Below are 21883 nucleotides of genomic sequence, written 5' to 3' on the forward strand. Positions count from 1 at the left end.
GCAGGGTGACGGAACCCGATATAAACGGAAAGCGGATAAGATCACGATGACTTTCAAAAAATTTTGGAAAATAATGCGCGCGAAACACCTGGGGGCAGTGCATGGCCTATCTCGACAACATCGCCGTTTTTGTCCGCGTCGTGGAACTCGGCAATCTGTCTTCTGCGGGCCGCGACATGCGGCTTTCTCCGGCCGTTGCCTCGAACCGGGTGAAAGAGCTCGAAAAGCACCTCGGCGTGCGGCTCTTCAACCGCACCACGCGCCAGCTCACCCCCACCGAGCAGGGCCGCGTCTTCTATGAGGGCGCGCGCAAGGTTCTCGAAGCGGTGGCGGAAGCCGAAGCCTCGGTCGCCGATCTTTCCGGCCAGCCGCGCGGCACGATCCGCGTCACCGCGCCGCTCGGCATCGGCAAACGGCTGATCGCCAGCGGCATTCCCGAATTTCGTGACCGATATCCCGAGATCGAGGTTCGCTTACGGCTCTCCGACCATGAGGTCGACATGATGCGCGAGGGCATCGACGTCGCCTTCAAGCTCGGCATTCTGGAAAATTCCTCATTCCGCATGCGCGGCATCATGGATTGCGAGCGCGTTCTGGCGGCAGCCCCTGATTATCTGCAACGACGCGGCGAACCGAAGACGCCCGAAGCGCTGATTGATGAGCGTCACGATTGCCTGATGCTGCGCTTTCCCGGTGCGCGCGAGCATTTCTGGGTGTTACAGACGCCAGAGGGCGCCCGAAAGTTCGAGGTTGGCGGCCCGTTCGATTCCGACGATGGCGACGTGATCACCGACTGGGCGCTTGCCGGGCGCGGCATCGTCAACAAACCCCGCTTCGAGATCGAGCCATTCCTGCGCGACGGACGGCTCCAGGTGGTCCTGCCTGAAACCCCGCCCGTGCCGGTAAAGCTTGCCGCGCTCTACCCGCACAAGAAATTTCAGGACCCGAAAGTGCGGTTGCTGGTCGACTTCATGGCAAGCCGTTGCCAGAAGATGATTGGCGAGACCCTGTCGGAGCAATGATGGTCAGCCTGCACGCAGGCTTTCCAGACCGCGTTGAACAAGCTCGCGCATGAGCCGCTGATAGGGAACACCGCGCTTCTTCGCCTCAGCCTTCACCGCATCAAGCTGGCTTTGCGGCATGCGCATATTCACCCTTGCCGCCTTGTTCTCGAACTCGAAACCAGCGGGTTTGAACGCGCCAAAATCCAGATCGGAAAGATCCTGATCGAGGAAGTCTTCCGCATCCTTATCGGTTTTCAGTTTGGGAACGCTGCGTTTCATAGCGTTTCACCTCCTTGGCATGCATATAGCGCGCTGTGATCGGACGAATAAGACGCTTCCCATCAACCATACGAAAGGTCACGCCTATGAACATGGGGCGGCCCTGCCGGTTGCGCCCGATGACGATGTAGCGGTCTTCGGGCCCAGAGTGTGCGGGATCAGGCGCAATCAGCGGGTCATGAAGAAGCGCATGTTCGATCTCGTCCTTCGAGACACCATGCTTTGCGCATTTCGGCCAGTTTCCGATGTCCCAGTCAAAGCCCGCGATCTTCATTCATCAAGTATGTAGTTTTGTACACACAAATGTCAACATCACGACTGTAGAGCCGTCAGTATCTCCGCAGCCGCCATCGCCGCGATGACGGCGGGGCGTTTGTCGTGTACGGCATCGCCGCCGATGGGCGTGACGAGCTTGGAGAAACGGTGTTCGTCACCGCCGTTTTTCAGATACCAGCTCTTGAAGGTGGCACGTTTGGTCTTCGACCCGATCATGCCGACATAGGCCGCATCGTCACGTGCCAGCGCCTCGGCAACTAGCAGGAAATCGAGCGCGTGATCATGGGTCAGGATCACGAAGGCGGTTCCGGCGGAGGCTTCACGCACCGCCTCTTCCGGCAGGGCCGCAAGGCGCGTCTCCACATCATCCGGAAAATCTTCAAGCGCCTCCTTGCGGGTCTCGACCACCAGCACCCGCACGGGCAGCGGGGTCAGCGCTGCCGCCAGCGCATGGCCGACATGGCCGCCGCCAAACAGGATCACCTGCGGGAAGGTGCTTGCCGCTTCGCCAGCACGCTTCACGAGCGCCTCGCGCTCCGCCTGATCGAGTAGGCGAAAGTCGAGCGCCACCCGTCCGCCGCAGCACTGGCCGATTTCCGGCCCGAGCGGGATGTCGAGGCTTCCGTTTGCGAGATTGTCCGAGATGAGTTCGCGTGCCCGGGCAATCGCCAGAAATTCGAGCTGGCCGCCACCGATGGTTCCGAAAATGGCTTCGAGGGAAACGAGCATCCATGCGCCCTCTTCGCGCGGGGTGGAGCCCTTCGCCTCGCGTACCTCTACGAGAGCGACAGACGGCGAGGCTTGCAGGAAGGCCCTGAGGGCAGCGGTTGAATGGGTCATCGGTGCGGCCATATCAGTAGTTCCTGGCCCTAGCGTGCGCCTTCCGCCCGGACCCGCTCCACCGCCATCAACACACGCTCGGGCGTGGCCGGCGCATCGAGACGCGGGCAGACCTTGTGATCGGCCACGCTCGCCACCGCATCGGACAGCGCGTGAAGCACGCACATGGCCAGCATGAAGGGCGGCTCGCCCACGGCCTTGGAGCGGTGCACCGTCGGTTCGGCGTTTTCCGCCCAGTCGGCAAGCGCCACGTTGAACACTTTCGGCCGGTCGGATGCGAGTGGAATCTTGTAGGTGGAAGGCGCATGGGTCCGAAGCCGCCCCTTGCCGTCCCAGACCAGTTCTTCGGTCGTCAGCCAGCCCATGCCCTGAATGAAGCCGCCCTCGATCTGGCCAATGTCGATGGCGCGGTTCAGCGAGCGGCCTGTCTCATGCAGGATGTCGACGCGCTCGACCATGTATTCGCCGGTCAGCGTGTCGATGGAAACCTCGGCACAGGCGGCGCCATAGGCGAAGTAATAGAAAGGCCGCCCCTGTCCCTTGTCGCGATCCCAGTGGATCTTCGGCGTCTTGTAGAAACCGGCGGCCGAAAGCTGGATGCGGGCCATATAGGCCTCGCGGATGAGGTCGGCAAAGGGGATTTCGCGGTTGCCGATGCGCACGCGGCCCGGCAGGAACACGACCTGATCCTTCGGCACGTCATGGGCTTCGGACGCGAAGTCGATCAGCCGGGACTTGATCTGCCGCGCCGCATCCTGCGCGGCCATGCCGTTCAGATCGGAACCGGAGGAGGCCGCCGTTGCGGACGTGTTGGGCACCTTGCCGGTGGTCGTGGCGGTGATTTTCACCTGATCGATGTCGATCTGGAATTCTTCGGCCACCACCTGCGCCACCTTGGTGTAGAGCCCCTGCCCCATCTCGGTGCCGCCATGGTTCAGATGCACGGAGCCATCCGTATAGACATGCACCAGCGCGCCGGCCTGGTTGAAATGCGTGGCGGTGAAGGAGATGCCGAACTTTACCGGCGTCAGCGCAAGGCCGCGCTTGATGACCGGGCTTTTTGCGTTAAAGGCCGCGATTTCGCGTCGGCGCGCGGCATAATCGCTGCTTTCCTCCAGTTCCGCGATGACCCGTTCTGCGACATTGTCCTCCACCGTCTGGTGGTAGGGCGTGATGTTGCGGTCGTCGGTGCCGTAGAGGTTTTTCTTGCGGATTTCGAGCGGGTCTTTGCCCAGCGCAAAGGCCACCTCATCGATGATGCGCTCTGCGCCGACCATGCCCTGCGGCCCACCGAAACCGCGAAACGCGGTGTTGGACACGGTGTTGGTATAAAGCGGGCGCGAAACGGCTCGCGCAGCGGGGTAGAAATAGGTGTTGTCGCAGTGAAACAGTGCCCGGTCGGTCACCGGACCGGAGAGATCGGCTGCGTAGCCGCAGCGCGCGGCATAGGTGAAATCAACGCCGAGAATGGCACCCTCATCATCGAAACCGACTTCATAGTCGATCAGGAAGTCGTGGCGCTTGCCGGTCGCTGTCATGTCGTCGTCACGGTCGGGACGCAGCTTGACGGGACGGTTCAGCTTCTTGGCCGCGATGGCCGAAATCACCGCAAACAAATTGGCCTGCGTTTCCTTGCCGCCGAACCCGCCACCCATGCGCCGCACCTCGATGGTGACGGCGTGGGACGAAACGCCCAGCGCATGCGCCACCATGTGCTGCACCTCGCTCGGGTGCTGGGTGGAGGAAAACACGGTCACATCGCCATCCTCGCCGGGCATGGCGAAGGCGATCTGGCCTTCGAGATAGAAATGGTCCTGTCCGCCAACCCGCATCTGGCCCTTGATGGAATGTGGGGCGGCGGCGATGGCCGCGGCACTGTCGCCGCGCTCAAGCTTGAGAGGCGCGGTGACAAGGCGGGCATCGGCGCCCGCATCGGCAATGTCGATCAGTGCGGGTTCTTCCGCATACTCGATCTTGGCCAGACGGCAGGCACGGCGGGCGGCTTCGCGCGTTTCGGCAATCACAGCAAAGATGGGCTGGCCGAAGAACTGAACCCTGTCACTGGCTAGAATGGGTTCGTCATGCAGACCGGTGGGGCTGATGTCGTTTTCGCCGGGAATGTCGTCCGCTGTCAGAACGGTGACCACACCTTGCGCGGCACGCACTTTCGAAAGATCCATGCTCGTGATCGTGCCATGCGCCACTTCGGCAAGGCCGAGACAGGCATGCAGTGTGCCCACGGGTTCGGGCATGTCGTCGATATAGACGGCCTCGCCACTGACATGCTTGTGCGCGGAATCGTGTTTTTGATCACTGGCGACGCCGCCGGCGATCCTTGCCTTGTCCAGATCAAGCATTTCGTGCCGAGTCATGATCAGGCCGCCTCATATCTGGAGAGGTTTGCCGCGCCGCCCGTGCTTTCAAGATAGAAGCGGCGGAGCAGGTTTTTCGCGACCATCATGCGATAGTCGGCAGAGGCACGCATGTCGCTGATCGGCTGGAAATCGTCCTCATAGGCCGAAAGTGCTGCCTCGACCGTCTCCTGCGTCCACGCCTTTCCAGCAAGCGCTGCTTCGACGGCTTTGGCGCGTTTTGGTGTCGCCGCCATGCCGCCATAGGCGATGCGGGCGGCTTCAACCCGGCCATCGGCGATACTGATGTCGAAAGCGCCCAGAACCGCCGTGATGTCTTCATCGCGGCGCTTGGAGATTTTCCAGACCGCGAAACGGGAGGCCGCATCGGGCACCTGCACATGCACCGCCTCGACGAACTCGCCGGGCAAACGATCCTGCTTGCCGTAGTCGATGAAGAAATCTTCCAGCGGAATGGTGCGGCGCGCGCTGCCCTTGCGCAGCGTGAGCGTTGTGCCAAGCGCGATCAGTGGCGGCGGCGTATCGCCGATGGGCGAGCCATTGGCGATGTTGCCGCCAATCGTGCCCATATTGCGCACCTGCTCGCCGCCAATACGGTCGATCAGTGCGCCGAGTTGCGGAATGCGCTTTGCCAAAAGCGCGAACGCATCGGAATAGCTGACGCCAGCGCCGATATGGATCGTGCCATTGTCTTCGCGGATGTCACGCAATTCATCGAGCCCGCCAATGAACACCACCGGCGCAATCTCGCGCATGAACTTCGTGACCCAGAGCCCCACATCCGTGGCACCGGCAACGATGGTGGCCTTTGGCTCGGCTTCGAGAATCGTGGCAAAATCGTCGACATCCGCGGGAATAAGCAGGCGCTCGCGGCCTGAGCCGCTCTCCACCCGCGCGCCATCCTTCATACCTTCCAACGCGGCGATGACCGCAGCGCGCTCCGTCGCCAACGGATCCGACGCCGCATCGCCATAGGTGGAGGCGGCCAGCGCGGCGCGCACGATGGGCTCATAGCCGGTGCACCGGCAGAGATTGCCCTGCAGTGCCCTTTCGACAGCACGCTCGGTGGGCTGCGGTTCGCGCATCCAGAGCGCATAAAGCGACATGACGAAGCCCGGTGTGCAGAAGCCGCATTGCGAACCGTGATGATCCACGAGCGCCTGCTGAACCGGGTGCAGACTGCCATCGGCACGTTTCAGATGCTCCACTGTCACCACATGGCAGGCATCGAGCGAACCGAGGAAACGAATGCAGGCATTGACGCTCTCATAGACGAGTTCGCCATTGCGCAAACGGCCCACAAGCACGGTGCAGGCGCCGCAATCGCCTTCCGCGCAGCCTTCCTTGGTGCCTGTCAGACGCTGGCGCAGGCGCAGATAATCGAGGAGCGTTTCGTCCGGCCGCACATCGGCTAGGGTGACAGGCGTGCCGTTCAACAGAAAGCGGATTTCAGAACGCGCTTTCATCAGCTTCCCCTGTAGGTGGAGTAGCCATAGGGCGAGAGAAGCAACGGCACATGATAATGCGCCTGCTCGGCCATGCCAAAGCGGATAGGCACCTGATCGAGGAAGGCCGGGGCCGGCAGATCGGCACCGTGCGCCCGCAGATAGGCACCGGCCTCGAACACCAGTTCGTAAAAACCGGTGCGAAACGCATCGCCGGCAAGCAGCGGCGCATCGCAGCGTCCATCGCTGTTGGTCCTGACCGTCTTCACATGAGTACGCACATCGCCCTCCAGGCGATAGAGCGCAATCTCCAGTCCTCCGGCCGGTTTTCCGCTGGCCGTGTCCAGCACATGGGTCGTCAGACGACCCTCACCCGCATTGCTCATGCGGCCTCCCTATCAACTCGCTCAAGCCACTTGCGCGTCTACCACTTGATTGTGGGGCAAATTGATTGCGAGCATAAGAGGACGCGCTAAGGAAGAACAACAAAACTCTTTCAAATTTTTCAGGAAAGTACCTCCCGCATTCCATCTATTATCCTTGCCAATAGCGAATTTCGGACAGATTGCATGACCCGCTACCTGAGAAACATGATCGGCTACGGCCAGACCCCACCCAGTGCCGACTGGCCCGGCGGCGCGAAGGTCGCGGTGCAGTTCGTCGTCAATTACGAAGAAGGCGGCGAAAACTGCATATTGCACGGCGACGGGGCCTCCGAAGCCTTCCTGTCCGAAGTGGTGGGCGCGGCCCCCTGGCCCGGCATGCGCCACTGGAACATGGAATCCATCTATGAGTATGGCGCGCGTGCCGGCTTCTGGCGGCTCCACCGCATGCTCACGGCAGCCGGCGTGCCCGTCACCGTTTTCGGCGTCGCCACAGCACTTGCCCGCAGCCCCGACCAGCTTGCCGCCATGCAGGACGCCGGCTGGGAGATCGCCTCGCACGGTCTGAAATGGATCGACTACCGCGCACACACGGAGGAAAGCGAGCGGGCCGATCTTCTGGAGGCCATCCGGCTGCACACCGAAGTGGTGGGCGAGCGCCCGCGCGGCCTCTATCTCGGTCGCACCTCGGTCAATTCGGTAAAGCTGGCCATCGAGGAAGGCGGGTTCGACTGGATTTCCGACACCTATGACGACGACCTGCCCTACTGGATCGATCATGACGGCCATGGGCACGGCACGCGCGCGCAGCTGGTCATCCCCTACACGCTCGACGCAAACGACATGCGCTTTGCCACCGCACAGGGTTTTAACTCTGGCGATCAGTTTTTCAGCTATCTGAAGGACGCTTTCGACACGCTTTACGCCGAGGGGGAAGCAGGACGGTCGGGCATGATGAGCATCGGACTGCATTGCCGGCTCATCGGCCGGCCGGGACGCGCCGCAGCCCTTCAGCGCTTCATCGACTATGTGAAGAGCCACGATCATGTGTGGCTTGCGACACGTGGCGAGATCGCTCGGCACTGGCGCGAAAAGCACCCTTATAAAGCGCCGGCCCTGCGCCCGAGCCGCATGAGCGAACCGGAGTTCATCGAACGGTTCGGCAGCATCTACGAGCATTCACCCTGGATCGCCGAGCGCGCGGTGAAGCTGGAGCTGGGCCCCGCACATGACACAGCTGGCGGCCTTGCCAACGCTTTGGCACGCGCCTTCCGTTCGGCCAGCGAAGACGAACGCCTTGGGGTTCTCAAAGCGCACCCGGACCTTGCCGGAAAGCTGGCGGCAGCCAAAAGGCTGACCAAGGAATCGAGCAAAGAGCAGGCTTCGGCAGGGCTTGATGCACTGACCGACAGCGAGCGCGCCCGCTTCACCGAACTCAACACCGCCTACACGCGAAAATTCGGCTTTCCCTTCATCATCGCCGTCAAGGACAACACCAGGGACAGCATTCTGAAGGCCTTCGAAACCCGGTTAGAGAACAGCCGCGACGAGGAATTCGCCACCGCCTGCCGGCAGGTGGAGCGGATCGCCCGGCTGCGGCTCAACGACATCCTTCCCGCATGAGTTCAGGACAAAGAAGATGAGCGCCCGCACCTATTACGCCCCGCATGGCGGGCATCCGCCGCAGACCCAGCTCCTGACCGATCGCGCGGTTCTGACGGACGCCTATGCGCTGATGCCGAAGGGCGTCATGCAGGACATCGTCACCAGCCTGCTGCCGTTCTGGGAAAAAACCCGCTGCTGGATCATCGCGCGGCCTCTGTCCGGCTTCGCCGAGACCTTTTCGCAATACATCATGGAAGTGGAGCCCGGCGGCGGCAGCGACCGGGCCGAACTCGATGAGACGGCGGAAGGCGTGCTTTTCATCGTCGAGGGCGAGCTGACCGTCGAGATCGCCGGCGAGACGCACAAGATGACACCCGGCGGCTACGCCTATCTGCCGCCATCGAGCGGCTGGACCGCTCACAACCGGGGAAGTTCACCCGCGCGGTTCCACTGGATCCGCAAGGCCTATGAGCCCGTCAACGGCCTCGACATGCCTGATCCGCTGTTTCTGAACGAGGCCGATGTCGCGCCCTCTCCCATGCCGGGAACGGATGGCAAATGGTCAACGACACGCTTTGTCGATCCGGCCGATCTACGCCACGACATGCATGTAACCATCGTCACGCTTCAGCCCGGCGCGGTGATCCCCTTTGCCGAAACGCATGTCATGGAACACGGTCTCTATGTGCTGGAAGGCAAGGCCGTCTACCGGCTCAACCAGGACTGGGTGGAAGTGGAAGCCGGCGACTTCATGTGGCTGCGCGCCTTCTGCCCGCAGGCCTGCTATGCGGGCGGGCCCGGCAATTTCCGCTACCTGCTCTACAAGGACGTCAACCGGCACGCCAAACTCGCCGGCAGCTTCGCGCGATGAAACGGATCGAAGCTGAAAAGCTGACACGCGCGGCCTTCGCGCCCTTCGGCGACGTGATCGAGACCGAGGGTGCGGAAAGCTTCCTCATCAATGCCGGCAAGTGCCGCCGCTTTCACGATCTGGCGACGGTCGAAACGGCGGGCGAAAACGCCCGCATTCTGATCAACATCTTTCGCGGCACGCCCTATGCACTGCCGCTCAAGCTTTCCATGGTCGAGCGGCACCCGCTTGGAAGCCAGGCCTTCATGCCGCTTTCGCCAGCCCCCTTTCTGGTGATCGTGTGCCCGGATGAAGACGGGCGCCCCGGCGCCCCCCGCGCCTTCATCACGCATCCCGGACAGGGCGTGAACTATGCGCGCGGCACCTGGCATGGCGTCCTGACGCCCATCGACGCACCCCAGGATTTCGTGGTGGTCGACCGTGGCGGAGACGGCAACAATCTCGAAGAATTCCACTTCTCCGACCCCTATGAAATCACGGTGCCATCCTTCACATGACCGCTCCCGACCTTCACCTCATCAACCGGCTGCTCGACGTGATCGAACAGGACATCCTGCCGAAAACCGCAGAAGGCGTCGCCCATGGCAACAAGCTCTTCGGCGCGGCCATCCTGAAGAAAAGTGATCTGTCGCTTGTGCTTGCCGAAACCAACAATGAGCTGGAAAACCCGCTCTGGCATGGCGAGGTTCATACGCTGAAGCGGTTCTACGAACTGCCGAAGGATGCGCGCCCGGACACGAAAGACTGCATCTTCCTGTCCACGCACGAGCCCTGCTCGCTGTGTCTTTCGGCGATCACCTGGACCGGCTTCGACAATTTCTACTATCTGTTCAGCCACGAAGATTCGCGCGACGCCTTCGCGATCCCGCACGATTTGAAGATCCTCAAGGAGGTCTTCACGCTGGAGCCCGGCGGTTACAATGCCGAAAACGCTTTCTGGAAAAGCTACGCCCTGCCCGCTCTGGCAGCAGCGCTGCCAGCGGCTGATGCGGGAGCTGTGAAAGCGCGGATAGCAACGCTCGCCGCAGCCTATGCCGCCCTTTCCGAGCGCTATCAGGACAGCAAGGCGGAGAACGACATTCCGCTGAACTGACGGGGATGGCTGGGCTGGGCAGCCCCACCGGAGCGCGCCTTACCTTTGTCTGCCTTCACCTCATCCTGAGCCTGTCGAAGGGCGAGGTGAAGGCACGCACAACATCACCGCCTGAGCGCGTCATGCCGCCCTCGCCCTTCGACAAGCTCAGGATGAGGGCTGTGTCTGAACCGCCATGAGAAACGATGCTCTGAACACTTCAAAGCCCAAGACGATGCGGAAGCGCTGGTGACATGGGAGAGGTGAACAAGCACCTCAAGGCATCGGAAAGCACTGTAACGCAAGACGAGGCGATGCAACCAAGGCAAGGCGCGGCGAGGCAACCCAAGGCGAGGCGAGACGAGGCAAGGCAAGGCAAGGCAAGGCAAGCGCCTCACGTCTCCCTGCCTTCACCTCATCCTGAGCTTGTCGAAGGGCGGGGTGAAGGCACGCGCCAACGTCACCACCTGAGCGCGTCATGTCGCCCTCGCCCTTCGACAAGCTCAGGATGAGGGCTGTGTCTGAACCGCTGAGAAAGACGATGCTCTGAGCGCTTCAAAACCCAAGACAATGCGGAAGCGCTGATGATCTGGGAGAGATAAACAAGCACCTCACGGCATCGCAAAGCGCTGCAACGCAACCTCAAGGCGGGGCAAGGCAGGGCAAGGCAAGACAAGCGCCCCACATCTCCCTGCCTTCACCTCACCCTGAGCTTGTCGAAGGGCGGGGTGAAGGCACGCGCCAACGTCACCGCCTGAGCCCGTCATGCCGCCCTCGCCCTTCGACAAGCTCAGGATGAGGGCTGTGATTTGCCGACGCTTAGACCCGTTCCATCGCCAGTGCGATGCCCTGACCGACACCGATGCACATGGTGGCGAGTGCCAGTTTGCCGCCGGTGGCCTGCAGCTCAAGTGCTGCCGTGCCGGAAATGCGCGCGCCCGACATGCCGAGCGGATGGCCAAGCGCGATTGCGCCGCCATTCGGGTTCACCTGCGGCGCATCCTCGGCAAGACCCAGTTCACGCAGCACGGCGATGCCCTGCGAGGCGAAGGCCTCGTTGAGCTCGATGACATCGAAATCCGAGGGTTTCAGGCCAAGCCGCGCACAAAGGCGCTGCGTCGCCGGAGCCGGGCCGATGCCCATGATGCGCGGCGGAACGCCAGCCGTCGCGCCGCCGAGAATGCGGGCAATCGGCGTCAGACCGTATTTCTTCGCCGCTTCTTCCGAAGCGATGATGAGGGCCGCCGCACCGTCATTGACGCCGGAGGCGTTGCCGGCGGTCACGCTGCCGCCCTCGCGGAAAGGCGTCGGCAGCTTGCCGAGCTTTTCAACCGTGGTGCCAGGGCGCGGATGCTCATCCCTGTCGACCACCACCGGATCGCCCTTTCGCTGGGGAATGGTGACGGGGATGATTTCCTTTGCGAGACGCCCGTTTTCCTGCGCGGCGACAGCCTTGTCCTGGCTGCGCACGGCAAAGGCGTCCTGATCGGCGCGGCTGACGGAGAAGTCCGCCGCCACGTTCTCGCCCGTTTCCGGCATGGAATCGATGCCATACTGTTTCTTGAGCACCTTGTTGACGAAGCGCCAGCCAATCGTGGTGTCGTAGATCTCGGCATTGCGGGAAAACGCCGTTTCGGCCTTCGGCATGACGAAGGGGGCACGGCTCATGGATTCCACACCGCCGGCGATCATGATCTCCGCCTCGCCCGCCTTGATGGCACGGGCGGCAATGGTGATCGCATCCATACCCGAACCGCAAAGACGGTTCACCGTCGAACCCGGCACCTCGATGGGCAGGCCCGCAAGAAGCACGGCCATGCGCGCCACGTTGCGGTTATCCTCACCGGCCTGGTTGGCGCAGCCATAGAACACATCGTCGATTGCCGCCCAGTCGACCTTCGGATTGCGCTCCATCAGCGCCTTGATCGGCAGGGCTGCCAGATCGTCGGCGCGAACGGAGGAAAGCGTGCCGCCAAAACGGCCGATCGGCGTGCGGATGTAATCGCAGATGAAAGCTTCAGCCATGAACGGGTTCTCCTAACCAACATTGCCGGGATACCCCCGGGTTGCCGCGCCGCGCACGGCAGATAGATCATGCGCCCTTATGGGCCGCTTCGGTGCGGGCTTTCAAGTCGCGCAGTGTCGCAAGCTCCAGTTCGGTGGGCGGCGGCGTCTCCTCGACACCGTCTGCAAACTCTACGCTCCACCCGCAGGTTTCCTGCACCTGATCGCGCGTCACACCCGGATGCAGCGACACGACAGTGAACTCCTTCGTCACCGGGTCGGGCTTCCAGATCGCCAGATCGGTGATGAGCAGCGTGGGGCCCTTGGTGTCGATGCCAAGTCTCTCGCGGTGGTCGCCGCCATCGCCATGTCCAAAGGAGGTGTAGAAGTCGATCTTCTCCACCATGCCCCGCTTCGACTGGGCGAGCGTGATGTAGACCTCCTGCGAGGAGGTGGCGATTTCCGGAGCGCCACCGCCGCCGGGAAGCCGCGTCTTCGGGCAGTCATAGTCACCGATCACGGTGGTGTTGATGTTGCCGTATTTGTCGATCTGGGCCGCGCCCAGAAAACCGATGGTGATGCGCCCGCCCTGCAGCCAGTAGCGGAACATTTCCGGCACCGGTACCGTGGTCAGCGCGGTGTCGCACAGCTCGCCATCGCCAATCGAGAGCGGCAGCACGTCCGGCGCGGTGCCGATGGTGCCGGATTCATAGATCAGCGTGATGTCGGGCGCATGCGTCAGGCGCGCAATGTTGCACGCAGCCGAGGGCGCGCCGATACCGACGAAGCACACATCGTCATTCTTCAGCGCGCGCGAGGCGGCAATCGTCATCATTTCATTGGGGGTGAATTCGGGCTTGCTCATCATGCGTCCCTCAGCTTCTCGACGCGGCCTGCGAAATCCTCGGGCGTCGCATCGAGAACATTCTTCTGCATCCAGTCGCGGAACAGGTCGCGGTCTGCGGCGATCTTGTCCCATTTCAGATATTCGGCGTTGTCACGCGCGTAATAGCCATGCGTGTAGGAGGGATGCGCGCCACCCGGCACCACGGCGATATCGGTCACCGTCCAGTGGGGCAGTATGGTCAGATTGGGATGCAGGTCGGAGAAATCGTCGACAACCTCTTCCACGGTAACGACAGCGCGTTTCGCCGCCAGCGCCGCCTCTTTCTGAATGCCGACAATGCCCTCGACCAGAACATTGCCCTTCCGGTCCGCCTTCTGGGCGTGGATGAAGGTGACGTCGGGCCGGAGCGCCGGGACGGCGGCCAGGCTCTCGCCCGTAAAGGGGCACTCGATGAACTTGATGTTCGGGTTCACACGGGCAAGCTCCGCGCCGCGATAGCCGCGGAAAATCGCGCAGGGAAGCCCGGCCGCGCCCGCCTCATAGGCATTGGCCATGGCGGCGTGGGAGTGCTCCTCGATCTCGAGCTTGTGCGGAAAGCCGTTTTCCACCGCATCGCGCAGGCGGCGCAGAAGCCCCACCCCAGGATTGCCGGCATAGGAAAAGATCAGTTTGCGGGCGAGGCCCATGCCGATCATCTGGTCGTAGACCACATCGGGGGTCATGCGGATCAGCGTGAGATCACGGAAACCCTGGCGGATCGACTCATGGGCAGCCGCCGTGGGGATGAGATGGGTGAAGCCTTCGAAAGCGACACTGTCGCCATTGCCGAGATTCTCCGCGACCGCCTGCGACAGCGGAACAAAACGCGCCATGGCATTCCTCAAAAGTTCGTATTGCGAACATAAGTTTTATATGCGATATTCATTAGATGGAGAATGAAACCGAGTCAAATGCCCCCGCCGCGCCTGACGCCCAGGCTTCGCGCGATCTCGTGGGATCGCTGCAGAAGGGGCTTGGCGTTCTGGAGATTCTGGCAAATGCGCCGGACGGCATGACGCTGACGGAAGTGGCAAACGAAGCCGGGTTGACGCGCGCAGGCGCACGACGTCTGCTGCTCACCCTGGTGGCGAGCGGCTATGCGCGCCAGGAAGAACGCCGTTTTTTGTTGTCCGCCAGACTGCTTGGGCTGGCACGGACCTGGATGGGCGGCGCCGCGCTCTGGCATTATGCCGAGCCAATCATGCGCCGCATCTCAGAAACTCTCGGCGAATCGTGCTCCGCAGCCGTCCTTGAGGGAGAAGAAGTGGTCTATGTGGCGCGGGTGGCCGGCCGGCGCATCGTTTCGGTGGCGCTCAATGTCGGCACACGCCTGCCAGCCTATTGCACCTCGATGGGGCGAATACTTCTGTCAGACCTGGATGCGCCCGAACTCACCCGTTTTCTCGCGCAGGCGGCGATCAGCGCCAAGACCGAAAGAACGATGACGGACCGGGCCGCACTCACCGAAGCCGTTGTGCTGGCCGGCGCGCGCGGCTACGCCATTGTCGACCAGGAACTGGAACTCGGCCTGCGGTCGATTGCGGTGCCCATTCGCGACAAGACGGGGCGTATCGCTGCCGCGCTCAATGTCTCCACCCAGTCGGCGCGCTTCACCTGCGCCGAGATGGAGCAGACAATCCTGCCTCTTCTGCAGGCGGGTGCGCGGGAAATCGAGGATTTTCTCGCTCTGCAATAGCCCCTTGCCGTCAACAGCAGAGACGTCTTTCAAAGGAGAAATGTGGCGTGTCATGCCGCACTCCTTGATGATCCGGTTGGATGATCGGGAGATTTTTCGATGGTCTGGCGCATGCGGCGCGCAAGGCGGGCTTCAAGCCGCGCTTCGAGAACGCGTTCAAGCACGTCGCGTGTCCCCGGGGCCGCATGCCCTTTCGACATTGCAAAAAGTGAATCGACGATGGAAACCTCATCCTGTGGCGACAGGAGAGCCTCGATTTGCGCATCGGTCTGCGCGTCCGAACGGGCGTTGTGAATCGATCTGCTCATGGTCTGGAATCTTGCGCGCCGAACCTGACGGCAAAGCGGCGGCTGGGTGAAATTTTGACGACAGTTTCTAGGCATAACCACGCCGCGCAGCAGGCTGCGCGGCGTCAGGTCTGAGCGGGGGTTTATTGACGGGCCAGGCTATGCCCCTGATAGGCAGCCTGCGGCGGCGTGAGACGATGAAGCTCGCCCTGCAGAAGCTCGAAAATATCCATCGCCAGCCGCAGATTGAAACGCTTGTCATCGAAGAACATGCCATAGCGGATATCGAGACCGCCAGGGATGACCTCGCCGCAATCTTCCAGCGATGACGAATTGCCTTCAAAGACGAAACCGGGCAGCGGAGACGCGGCAACGCCGCTGACCACGAGCTTCATGGCGCTGGTGATATCGTCCACTTCGCCAATCACCTCGTAGGACACATTGCGCTGGCGAAGCCAATCCCGAGCCACGATCCCGAGCGGGGACTGCGGATTGGCAAGAACCACGGGGATTGTGGCCGAGTTTCGCTTGATCACATCGCTCAGCTCGCGCGACCCCATCCACCGCATGGAGTAATCGCAGACCAGATCGGGCCCCATTTCATTGGGATAAAGCGCGCGGAACGCTGCATCCACCTGTCCAAGGTCGTACATCTCTTCAAGCCGTTTGGAATCCGAGATGCGCCAGCTTACAGTCTCCTTGATCTTGCCCAGACGCCCAAGACCGCCCAGAAGGAGCGGGGCCGTATAGGTGCATATCCCGACTTTGAGCTTGGAAACGTTTTTCTCGTAACCGACCGTACGAAGTCGGCGTTCAAGGTCGAGCATCTGCCGTATCAGCCCCGAGATCTCTTCCTTGACGATAATCCGGTTGCCGAGTTTCTTGATGAGTGGCGTCCCGATTGCCCGCTCCAGACGCCCCAGATGCATGCTGACCGCCGGCTGGCTGATGCCCAGCTTCTGCGCCGCGCCAGTCAGGCTGCGTGTGTCAATGACCGCTTCTGCGGCCCGCAAAGTTGCAAATGAAAGTCCATCCTGTTTGTGCATGCCCATATGCCCTACGCCTCGCTTGATGAAAGGTGGAAATCTGACCCGAAGGACGCCGCCGCGAACGCGGCACGCAACACTCTTGAAAGACGGCAATAACCGCCTGCCCGCACAACACGTTTCATGCGCGCCATGCAGCTCTGCGGCACTTTCGGCACCGCCATGCATCAGCCGCGCAGAACGCTGCCGATGCGACGCCAACGCATCGCTTCCGAAGCCTTAATGACGTCGGATCGCGATCTTTGCGGCGCTAAAAACCTGTCCGCTGAAACACACGCTCCCCCACAACCCTCGCGCCCCCTCTGATCCATACAATGCATGAACGATAGCGGATTCTGATTACATATACAACCTATAGTAGATTATGTGGATATCTTCTCGATTTACGCGCACGCGACCGCAGGAGATTTAAAAATTATTCATTCTTTTCAGATGGATAAGACAAAAATGAGCCGACGCCCGAGCAGATCGGAAAGGCAAGACTTCCGATAAAACCAGCGTATCTATATACGTATACAACCATGTAAAACGCCGACCCGAAGGGCCGGCGTCCATGCGCTCCGAAGGTATAAATGTATCGCGCGGGTCAGCGCTCCGAGCGAAAGCCGAGAAGTCGCAGCGCGTTCAGCGTCACAAGCACCGTAGCGCCGGTGTCGGCGAGGATAGCGATCCACAACCCCGTGATACCGAGCACCGTTGTGACCAGGAACACGGCCTTTAGACCGAGGGCGATCGTGATGTTCTGGCGGATGTTGGCCATCGTCGCCCGCGCCAGACGCAGCAGTCCGGCGACATCACCCACGCGGTTGCGCAACAGCGCCCCGTCTGCCGACTCCAGCGCCACGTCGGTGCCTGATCCCATGGCCACTCCCACATCTGCCGTGGCCAGCGCCGGTGCATCGTTGATCCCGTCGCCGATCATCATCACCGTATTTCCGGCAGTCAGTTCACGGATCGCAGAGACCTTGTCGTCAGGCAGAAGTTCGGCACGGTATTCCATCGACAGGCTCCCTGCGATGGCTTCGGCTGTACGGGCATTGTCTCCGGTGAGCATCACCGAGCGCACGCCGAGTTCCTTCAGGTCATACATTGCAGCAGCGGCATCCTCGCGGGGCTCGTCCCGCAGGGCGATCACGCCGGAAAGCGCACTGGCCCGAAAGACAGCCGCGACAGTCTTCCCCTCTGCTTCGAGCGCTTCAATACGCGCTTTCGCGTCCGGGGTCATCGCTCCCCGCTCTTCGGCATGCCGTGGCGAGCCGACAAATACGGTCTCCCCGCCAAGCTGCGCCTCCACACCCCGGCCGGGGATGGCGCGCGCATCGCGCCCTGCCTCGAAAGCTATGCCCTGCCCTTCGGCATGGGCGAGCACCGCCTCCGCCAGGGGATGACTTGAACCGGCTTCGACACCGGCAGCAAGCGCCAGCACAGCCTTCTCATCGCCGTCAGGCGACCACACATCGGTAACCACGGGGCGGCCGACCGTGAGCGTGCCAGTCTTGTCGAACGTCACCAGGTTGACCCGCGCGGCAGCCTCGATCACCGCACCGCCCTTCAACAGCAGTCCGCGACGCGCCCCCGCTGAGAGCGAGGAAGCGATGGAAGCCGGCACGGAGATCACCAGCGCACACGGACACCCGATCAAGAGCAGCGCCAGCGCGCGGTATACCCAGACATCCCAGGCCGCACCTGCAGCCAGCGGCGGCACGATTGCAACCAGAATGGCGAGGGCCACGATTGCCGGCATATAATAGCGGCTGAACCGGTCGATGAAGCGCTCGGTGGGTGCACGCGCCTCCTGCGCCTCTTCGACAAGGCGAATGATGCGCGCGATGGTGTTGTCTTCGGGCGCGCGCGTTACACGCACCTTGATCGCCGCGTCGGTGCTGATCGATCCGGCAAAGACCTCGTCGCCTTCGCCCTTCGATTTCGGCACGGATTCGCCCGTCACGGGGGCCTCATCAATACCGGCCATCCCGTCGACGATCGCGCCGTCAGCGGGTATCCGGTCGCCCGGCCGCACAACGACGATCTGTCCGATGACGAGTTCCGACGCCTGCACCTTCCGGGTCTTACCGTTTTCCTCGAGCAGCGCCGTCTTGGGAACCAGATCCCCCAGTGCCCGGATACCCGCCCGCGCACGGTTTGCAGCCACACCCTCCAGAAGCTCGCCGACGGCAAAGAGGAAGACCACCAGCGCGGCTTCCTCGGCCGCACCGATAAAGAGCGCGCCGGCCGCCGCCACCGTCATCAGCATTTCGATTGTAAAGGGCATGCCGGCACGCAGAGCGGCAAAAGCCCGGCGTGCGACCGGCGCGACGCCGATCAGACAGGCCGCCACGAATGCCCACATGCCCAGATCACCCGGCAGCGCAAACTCCGCTCCCCACGCAGCCGCCAGCAAAAGGCCGGTGAAGATGACGAGACGTCCCTTTCCGGTCCGGTACCAGCTCTTGCCACCATCGTCCGCACCATGAGTGTGACCGGCTGCACCGTGCCCCGGATCGGACGATCCGGGTTCCTGATCCTGCCGGCTCCCATGACCGCCACAGCACGCGCCGGCCGCGGGGCCGCCGCTGTCGAGCGCGCTGGGGTTCTGCCGCGTGGAAACCGTATAGCCGAGCTTCTCGACCGTCCGCTCAACCTTTCCGCGTTCGGTCCTGCCCTCATCGAGCGCCAGCGCCAGCGTTTCGGACATAACCGAAACCCTCACGTCGCTCACACCAGGCAGACGCTCAAGCGCTGTCCGGATCTTGTTCGCGCAACTTGCGCAATCCATGCCGCCCACGGTCCAGGAATGGGTGTTTGCGGCGCGATCATCCTGTTTCAAGGACACGATGATTCTCCTTGCAGTCTATCAACGACCGCAAGATAGGACCTCTAGTCACTAGAGCTTCAAGAGTGAAAAAGATGTTTCTTGATTAGACGGACGAATACACCGCTTCACCGCCAATCCACGTCGAAACGACCCCCAGATCGTCATCGAGCACGACAAAGTCGGCGTCCATACGCGCCTCCAGACGCCCCTTGGCGTGATCCAGCCCGATGGCCTGCGCAGGATAGAGGCTCACCATGCGAAACGCTTCGTCCAGTGACAGGCCAACAGTACGGTAGAGGTAAGCCACGGTGGAGATCATATCGATATCCGCACCGGCCAGAGTTCCATCCTCCAGCGTCAGGCGTCCGTTCTCCCGCCTGATGGTCCGCCCGTTTAACTCGAACGACTTTATGTCCGTTCCGATGGTCGACATGGCATCTGTCACGGCAAAAATGCGCGCCGGGCCGTTCTTGGCCCGCAATGCAACGCCAATCGCCACCGGATCGACATGAACACCGTCGGCGATAATACCCACCCAGAGCTGTCCGCTATCAAGCGCCGCCCCCACGGCACCCGGCTCACGATGTCCCAGCGGGCTCATCGCATTAAAAAGGTGCGTAACAAGCGACGCGCCTGCCTGCGCATAGGCGAGCGCGGTACGGCAGGTCGTGTTCGTATGACCAAGGCTGACCTTCACCCCACCATCAACGAGCGCGCGCACCTGATCGACCGTTACGTTTTCCGGGGCAAGCGTCACCATCAACGCCGGGAGACCGTCTCGCGCTTCGATCAGGGCGGCAAGGTCCGCGTCCTCCATCGGGCGGATCAGAGCCGGATCGTGTGCGCCCTTGCGCTCAATGGAAAGATGCGGGCCCTCAAGATGCAGGCCGAGAAAGCCAGGCATCCCCGCACGCGCAGCTTCGTGCCCGGCGGCAACCGAAGTCTCAGTCGATTCGCGCGTGTCGGTAATGAGAGTGGGCAAAAGACCGGTGGTGCCGAACATAGCGTGCGCCCGGCAGATTTTCTCAAGACCCTCGACGCCACAGTCACCGTCGAACATCACCCCGCCGCCGCCATTCACCTGAAGGTCTATGAAGCCCGGCACGATCATGGCGCCGCCCGCTTCGCGCACCGGAAGATCGCGAGCCATTTTTCCGCGCACTTCGAGCCCGAAGATCTTACCGTTCTCGACAGTCAGTACATGGTCGTCCAGCCAGGTCTGACCGTCAAAAATACGCGCGCCGGCGAGTGCAAAAGAAGACATGGTGCGTTCCGGTGTTTGAGAGTCTTTCAGCGTTCGGGAATTTTCAGCTCGGCAACGAAATCATAGGCATCACCGCGATAGACCGAGCGGGTGAATTCGATCACCCGCCCATTGGGCAGATAGGAAACACGTTCGATGTAGAGAGCAGCCTCCCCGGTGGCGACCTTGAGGAGCGAAGCTTCACGCTCGTCCACATTGCGGGCCGAGATGCGCTGCGTGGCACGGCAGGGCCGGGCCGAACGCCTGTCGAGGGCATCATAGAGAGAATCCGTCACCGAGGCCGGGTCGGGCAGGAAGCTGCCGATGATTGAAGCCCGTTCGATGGCCATGGGCACATCGTCAGCAATGCGAAGGCGCTCAAGCCTCGAAACCGTATCCCCCACCGAAAGGCCCAGCACCATCATCTCGTCCGGTGACGGGGCAGCGACAATGCGCTCCAGCCATTCCGAACGCGACGTGAGACCCCGTCGGGCCATATCCTCGGTGAACGAGGTCAGAAGTGACAGCGATTGTTCAACGCGCGAAACCGAAGGCGCCACGAACGTTCCCGAACCGTGACGGCGGATAAGCCGCCCCTGCTTTACAAGATCGTCCACCGCACGGCGCACGGTGACACGGCTTAGTTCCGTCAGTTCTGCAATGTCGCGCTCAGTCGGAAGGGCCTCCCCTTCACCCAGAACACCGCCGGCAATCGCGTCTTCCAGCAGACGGCGCAAGCGCAGATAGAGCGGCCCCGACCCCATGGCCGCGACCCGATCTGCGGTAAAGAGGCCCGGTGCGGTCATCGTCGCTCCTCCCCCGCCATTTCATGCGCAAACGCGCGCAGCGCGAGCTGAACCGCGCCCGAAAGGGCATCTCCCTGCGGCTCTTTAAGAATCGCCCGGTGTCGCGGCGCAAGCCGTCTGGCATATTCCTGCGCCAGCCCACCAAGAAGGCAAAGCCTGTCACATCCCTTAAAAACCACAGTGTCCAGCGCCATGGTGATGTCACGCACGGCATCGAGCAGGATATCCCTGGCGATGAGATCGCCCTTGCCATCGTGTTCGAAGATCAACGGCGCGAGGGCGCCATAGTCGGCGGGCCGTGCGCTCTGCTGGGCAAATTCCACCATCGCCTCGGGATCATCGTCAAACCGCGCCATGACCGCACGGCTTAGCGGCGTGTGCTCACGAATACCGTCATGGGCGAGCAGGGTCTGCTGCAGCAATGTCCGGCCAATTACGGCGCCGCTCGCCTGATCGCCAATGGCAAATCCCCAGCCACCCACATTGCGCAGCGCACCGTTTGAACGCGACACATACACCGAGCCGGTGCCGAGTATGGCCATCACGCCATCCTCGTCGCCCAGCGCACCCTGAAGAGCGATCAGACCGTCATGAACGAACCGGGTATCTGCGAAGGGGAGTGCTTTTGCGAGTTCCTGCTGGCGCTCGCCAACATTGATCCCCGCAAGGCCGAGAAAGGCGGGAATTTCCGACAGCCTGGCGACATCAAGCCCCGCATCCTTCAGGGCTTCGCCAGCGGCTGCAACAATGTTTTTGCCGATTGCATCCGATGTAGTGAAGATGTTGGCGGAGCCGCGCTTGCCGCGCCCGACAACCCGGCCGTGACGGTCAGCCAATGCCGCCCTGCAACTGGTTCCTCCACCATCTATGGCTATGACGTATGCGCTCATGATTTCTCCTCCAATCAATAATACCAAAAAGATACCTCCAGGAAACAACAAAAAATCACAAGC

At 62.0% G+C, this 21883-nt stretch carries 21 protein-coding genes; 6 read left to right on the forward strand and 15 right to left on the reverse strand.

Annotation, left to right across the window (positions count from 1 at the left end):
* Window positions 1–101: 101 nt before the first annotated feature.
* Entirely contained in the window at window positions 102–1022 is a 921-nt protein-coding gene (locus tag KUG85_RS17545; protein ID WP_223006237.1) for a LysR family transcriptional regulator, read from the forward strand.
* Window positions 1023–1025: 3 nt separating this feature from the next.
* Here KUG85_RS17545 and KUG85_RS17550 read toward each other — a convergent pair whose 3' ends face one another.
* The 6 genes from KUG85_RS17550 to uraH are packed head-to-tail and all read right to left on the reverse strand — an operon-like array spanning window position 1026 to window position 6602.
* Window positions 1026–1283: a CopG family antitoxin gene (locus KUG85_RS17550; protein ID WP_065815836.1), complete on the reverse strand. Its 258-nt coding sequence runs from the start codon at window positions 1281–1283 to the stop codon at window positions 1026–1028.
* A complete protein-coding gene (locus KUG85_RS17555) occupies window positions 1249–1557 on the reverse strand; it encodes a BrnT family toxin (protein ID WP_223006238.1) in 309 nt (102 codons plus the stop codon). Before KUG85_RS17555 ends, KUG85_RS17550 begins: the two co-directional genes overlap by 35 nt.
* A gap of 38 nt (window positions 1558–1595) precedes the next feature.
* Window positions 1596–2411 (reverse strand): xanthine dehydrogenase accessory protein XdhC, encoded by an 816-nt coding sequence (gene xdhC / locus KUG85_RS17560; protein ID WP_407673695.1) that lies wholly within the window; start codon window positions 2409–2411, stop codon window positions 1596–1598.
* Window positions 2412–2428: 17 nt separating this feature from the next.
* Window positions 2429–4771, reverse strand: coding sequence for a xanthine dehydrogenase molybdopterin binding subunit (gene xdhB, locus KUG85_RS17565; RefSeq protein WP_223006239.1), 2343 nt, complete (start codon window positions 4769–4771; stop codon window positions 2429–2431).
* Between the two features lie 2 nt (window positions 4772–4773).
* On the reverse strand, window positions 4774–6237 hold the full coding sequence (gene xdhA, locus KUG85_RS17570) for a xanthine dehydrogenase small subunit (protein ID WP_223006240.1): 1464 nt from the start codon (window positions 6235–6237) through the stop codon (window positions 4774–4776).
* Window positions 6237–6602: a hydroxyisourate hydrolase gene (gene uraH, locus KUG85_RS17575; protein ID WP_065815840.1), complete on the reverse strand. Its 366-nt coding sequence runs from the start codon at window positions 6600–6602 to the stop codon at window positions 6237–6239. Before uraH ends, xdhA begins: the two co-directional genes overlap by 1 nt.
* A gap of 183 nt (window positions 6603–6785) precedes the next feature.
* Between uraH and puuE the strand changes: the two genes are divergently transcribed.
* Genes puuE through KUG85_RS17595 form a run of 4 tightly spaced genes read left to right on the forward strand, consistent with a single transcriptional unit; the run spans window position 6786 to window position 10168 of the window.
* Entirely contained in the window at window positions 6786–8222 is a 1437-nt protein-coding gene (puuE, locus tag KUG85_RS17580; RefSeq protein WP_223006241.1) for an allantoinase PuuE, read from the forward strand.
* A gap of 16 nt (window positions 8223–8238) precedes the next feature.
* Window positions 8239–9075 (forward strand): bifunctional allantoicase/(S)-ureidoglycine aminohydrolase, encoded by an 837-nt coding sequence (locus tag KUG85_RS17585; RefSeq protein ID WP_065815842.1) that lies wholly within the window; start codon window positions 8239–8241, stop codon window positions 9073–9075.
* Complete coding sequence (locus KUG85_RS17590) at window positions 9072–9572, forward strand: ureidoglycolate lyase (protein ID WP_223006242.1); 501 nt, start codon at window positions 9072–9074, stop codon at window positions 9570–9572. The genes KUG85_RS17585 and KUG85_RS17590 overlap by 4 nt, the downstream gene beginning before the upstream one ends.
* The gene (locus KUG85_RS17595) at window positions 9569–10168 is read left to right on the forward strand and encodes a nucleoside deaminase (protein WP_223006243.1); all 600 of its coding nucleotides are present in this window, start codon (window positions 9569–9571) and stop codon (window positions 10166–10168) included. The genes KUG85_RS17590 and KUG85_RS17595 overlap by 4 nt, the downstream gene beginning before the upstream one ends.
* Before the next feature lie 798 nt (window positions 10169–10966).
* Here KUG85_RS17595 and pcaF read toward each other — a convergent pair.
* The 3 genes from pcaF to KUG85_RS17610 form a co-directional block, all read right to left on the reverse strand.
* Window positions 10967–12172: a 3-oxoadipyl-CoA thiolase gene (pcaF, locus tag KUG85_RS17600; RefSeq protein WP_223006244.1), complete on the reverse strand. Its 1206-nt coding sequence runs from the start codon at window positions 12170–12172 to the stop codon at window positions 10967–10969.
* A gap of 67 nt (window positions 12173–12239) precedes the next feature.
* Entirely contained in the window at window positions 12240–13016 is a 777-nt protein-coding gene (locus tag KUG85_RS17605; RefSeq protein ID WP_223006245.1) for a CoA-transferase subunit beta, read from the reverse strand.
* Window positions 13016–13870 (reverse strand): CoA transferase subunit A, encoded by an 855-nt coding sequence (locus tag KUG85_RS17610; RefSeq protein ID WP_223006246.1) that lies wholly within the window; start codon window positions 13868–13870, stop codon window positions 13016–13018. Before KUG85_RS17610 ends, KUG85_RS17605 begins: the two co-directional genes overlap by 1 nt.
* 56 nt (window positions 13871–13926) lie before the next feature.
* Here KUG85_RS17610 and KUG85_RS17615 point away from each other — a divergent pair, with 56 nt between their 5' ends.
* Window positions 13927–14733: an IclR family transcriptional regulator domain-containing protein gene (locus KUG85_RS17615; protein ID WP_223006247.1), complete on the forward strand. Its 807-nt coding sequence runs from the start codon at window positions 13927–13929 to the stop codon at window positions 14731–14733.
* 50 nt (window positions 14734–14783) lie between these two features.
* Here KUG85_RS17615 and KUG85_RS17620 read toward each other — a convergent pair whose 3' ends face one another.
* The 6 genes from KUG85_RS17620 to KUG85_RS17645 form a co-directional block, all read right to left on the reverse strand.
* On the reverse strand, window positions 14784–15041 hold the full coding sequence (locus tag KUG85_RS17620; RefSeq protein ID WP_223006248.1) for a hypothetical protein: 258 nt from the start codon (window positions 15039–15041) through the stop codon (window positions 14784–14786).
* Window positions 15042–15163: 122 nt separating this feature from the next.
* Entirely contained in the window at window positions 15164–16066 is a 903-nt protein-coding gene (locus KUG85_RS17625; RefSeq protein ID WP_255606465.1) for a LysR family transcriptional regulator, read from the reverse strand.
* A 586-nt stretch (window positions 16067–16652) separates the two neighbouring features.
* Window positions 16653–18899 carry a heavy metal translocating P-type ATPase gene (locus tag KUG85_RS17630; RefSeq protein ID WP_223006250.1) on the reverse strand — a complete coding sequence of 749 codons (2247 nt, stop codon included), beginning with the start codon at window positions 18897–18899 and terminating at the stop codon, window positions 16653–16655.
* 85 nt (window positions 18900–18984) lie between these two features.
* Window positions 18985–20145: an N-acetylglucosamine-6-phosphate deacetylase gene (gene nagA / locus KUG85_RS17635; protein ID WP_223006251.1), complete on the reverse strand. Its 1161-nt coding sequence runs from the start codon at window positions 20143–20145 to the stop codon at window positions 18985–18987.
* Between the two features lie 26 nt (window positions 20146–20171).
* Window positions 20172–20930: a GntR family transcriptional regulator gene (locus KUG85_RS17640; RefSeq protein ID WP_025030448.1), complete on the reverse strand. Its 759-nt coding sequence runs from the start codon at window positions 20928–20930 to the stop codon at window positions 20172–20174.
* On the reverse strand, window positions 20927–21820 hold the full coding sequence (locus KUG85_RS17645; RefSeq protein WP_223006252.1) for an N-acetylglucosamine kinase: 894 nt from the start codon (window positions 21818–21820) through the stop codon (window positions 20927–20929). The genes KUG85_RS17640 and KUG85_RS17645 overlap by 4 nt, the downstream gene beginning before the upstream one ends.
* Between the last annotated feature and the right edge of the window lie 63 nt (window positions 21821–21883).

It is taken from the genome of Nitratireductor rhodophyticola (genome assembly GCF_019891355.1).
Classification (GTDB): Bacteria; Pseudomonadota; Alphaproteobacteria; order Rhizobiales; family Rhizobiaceae; genus Nitratireductor; species Nitratireductor rhodophyticola.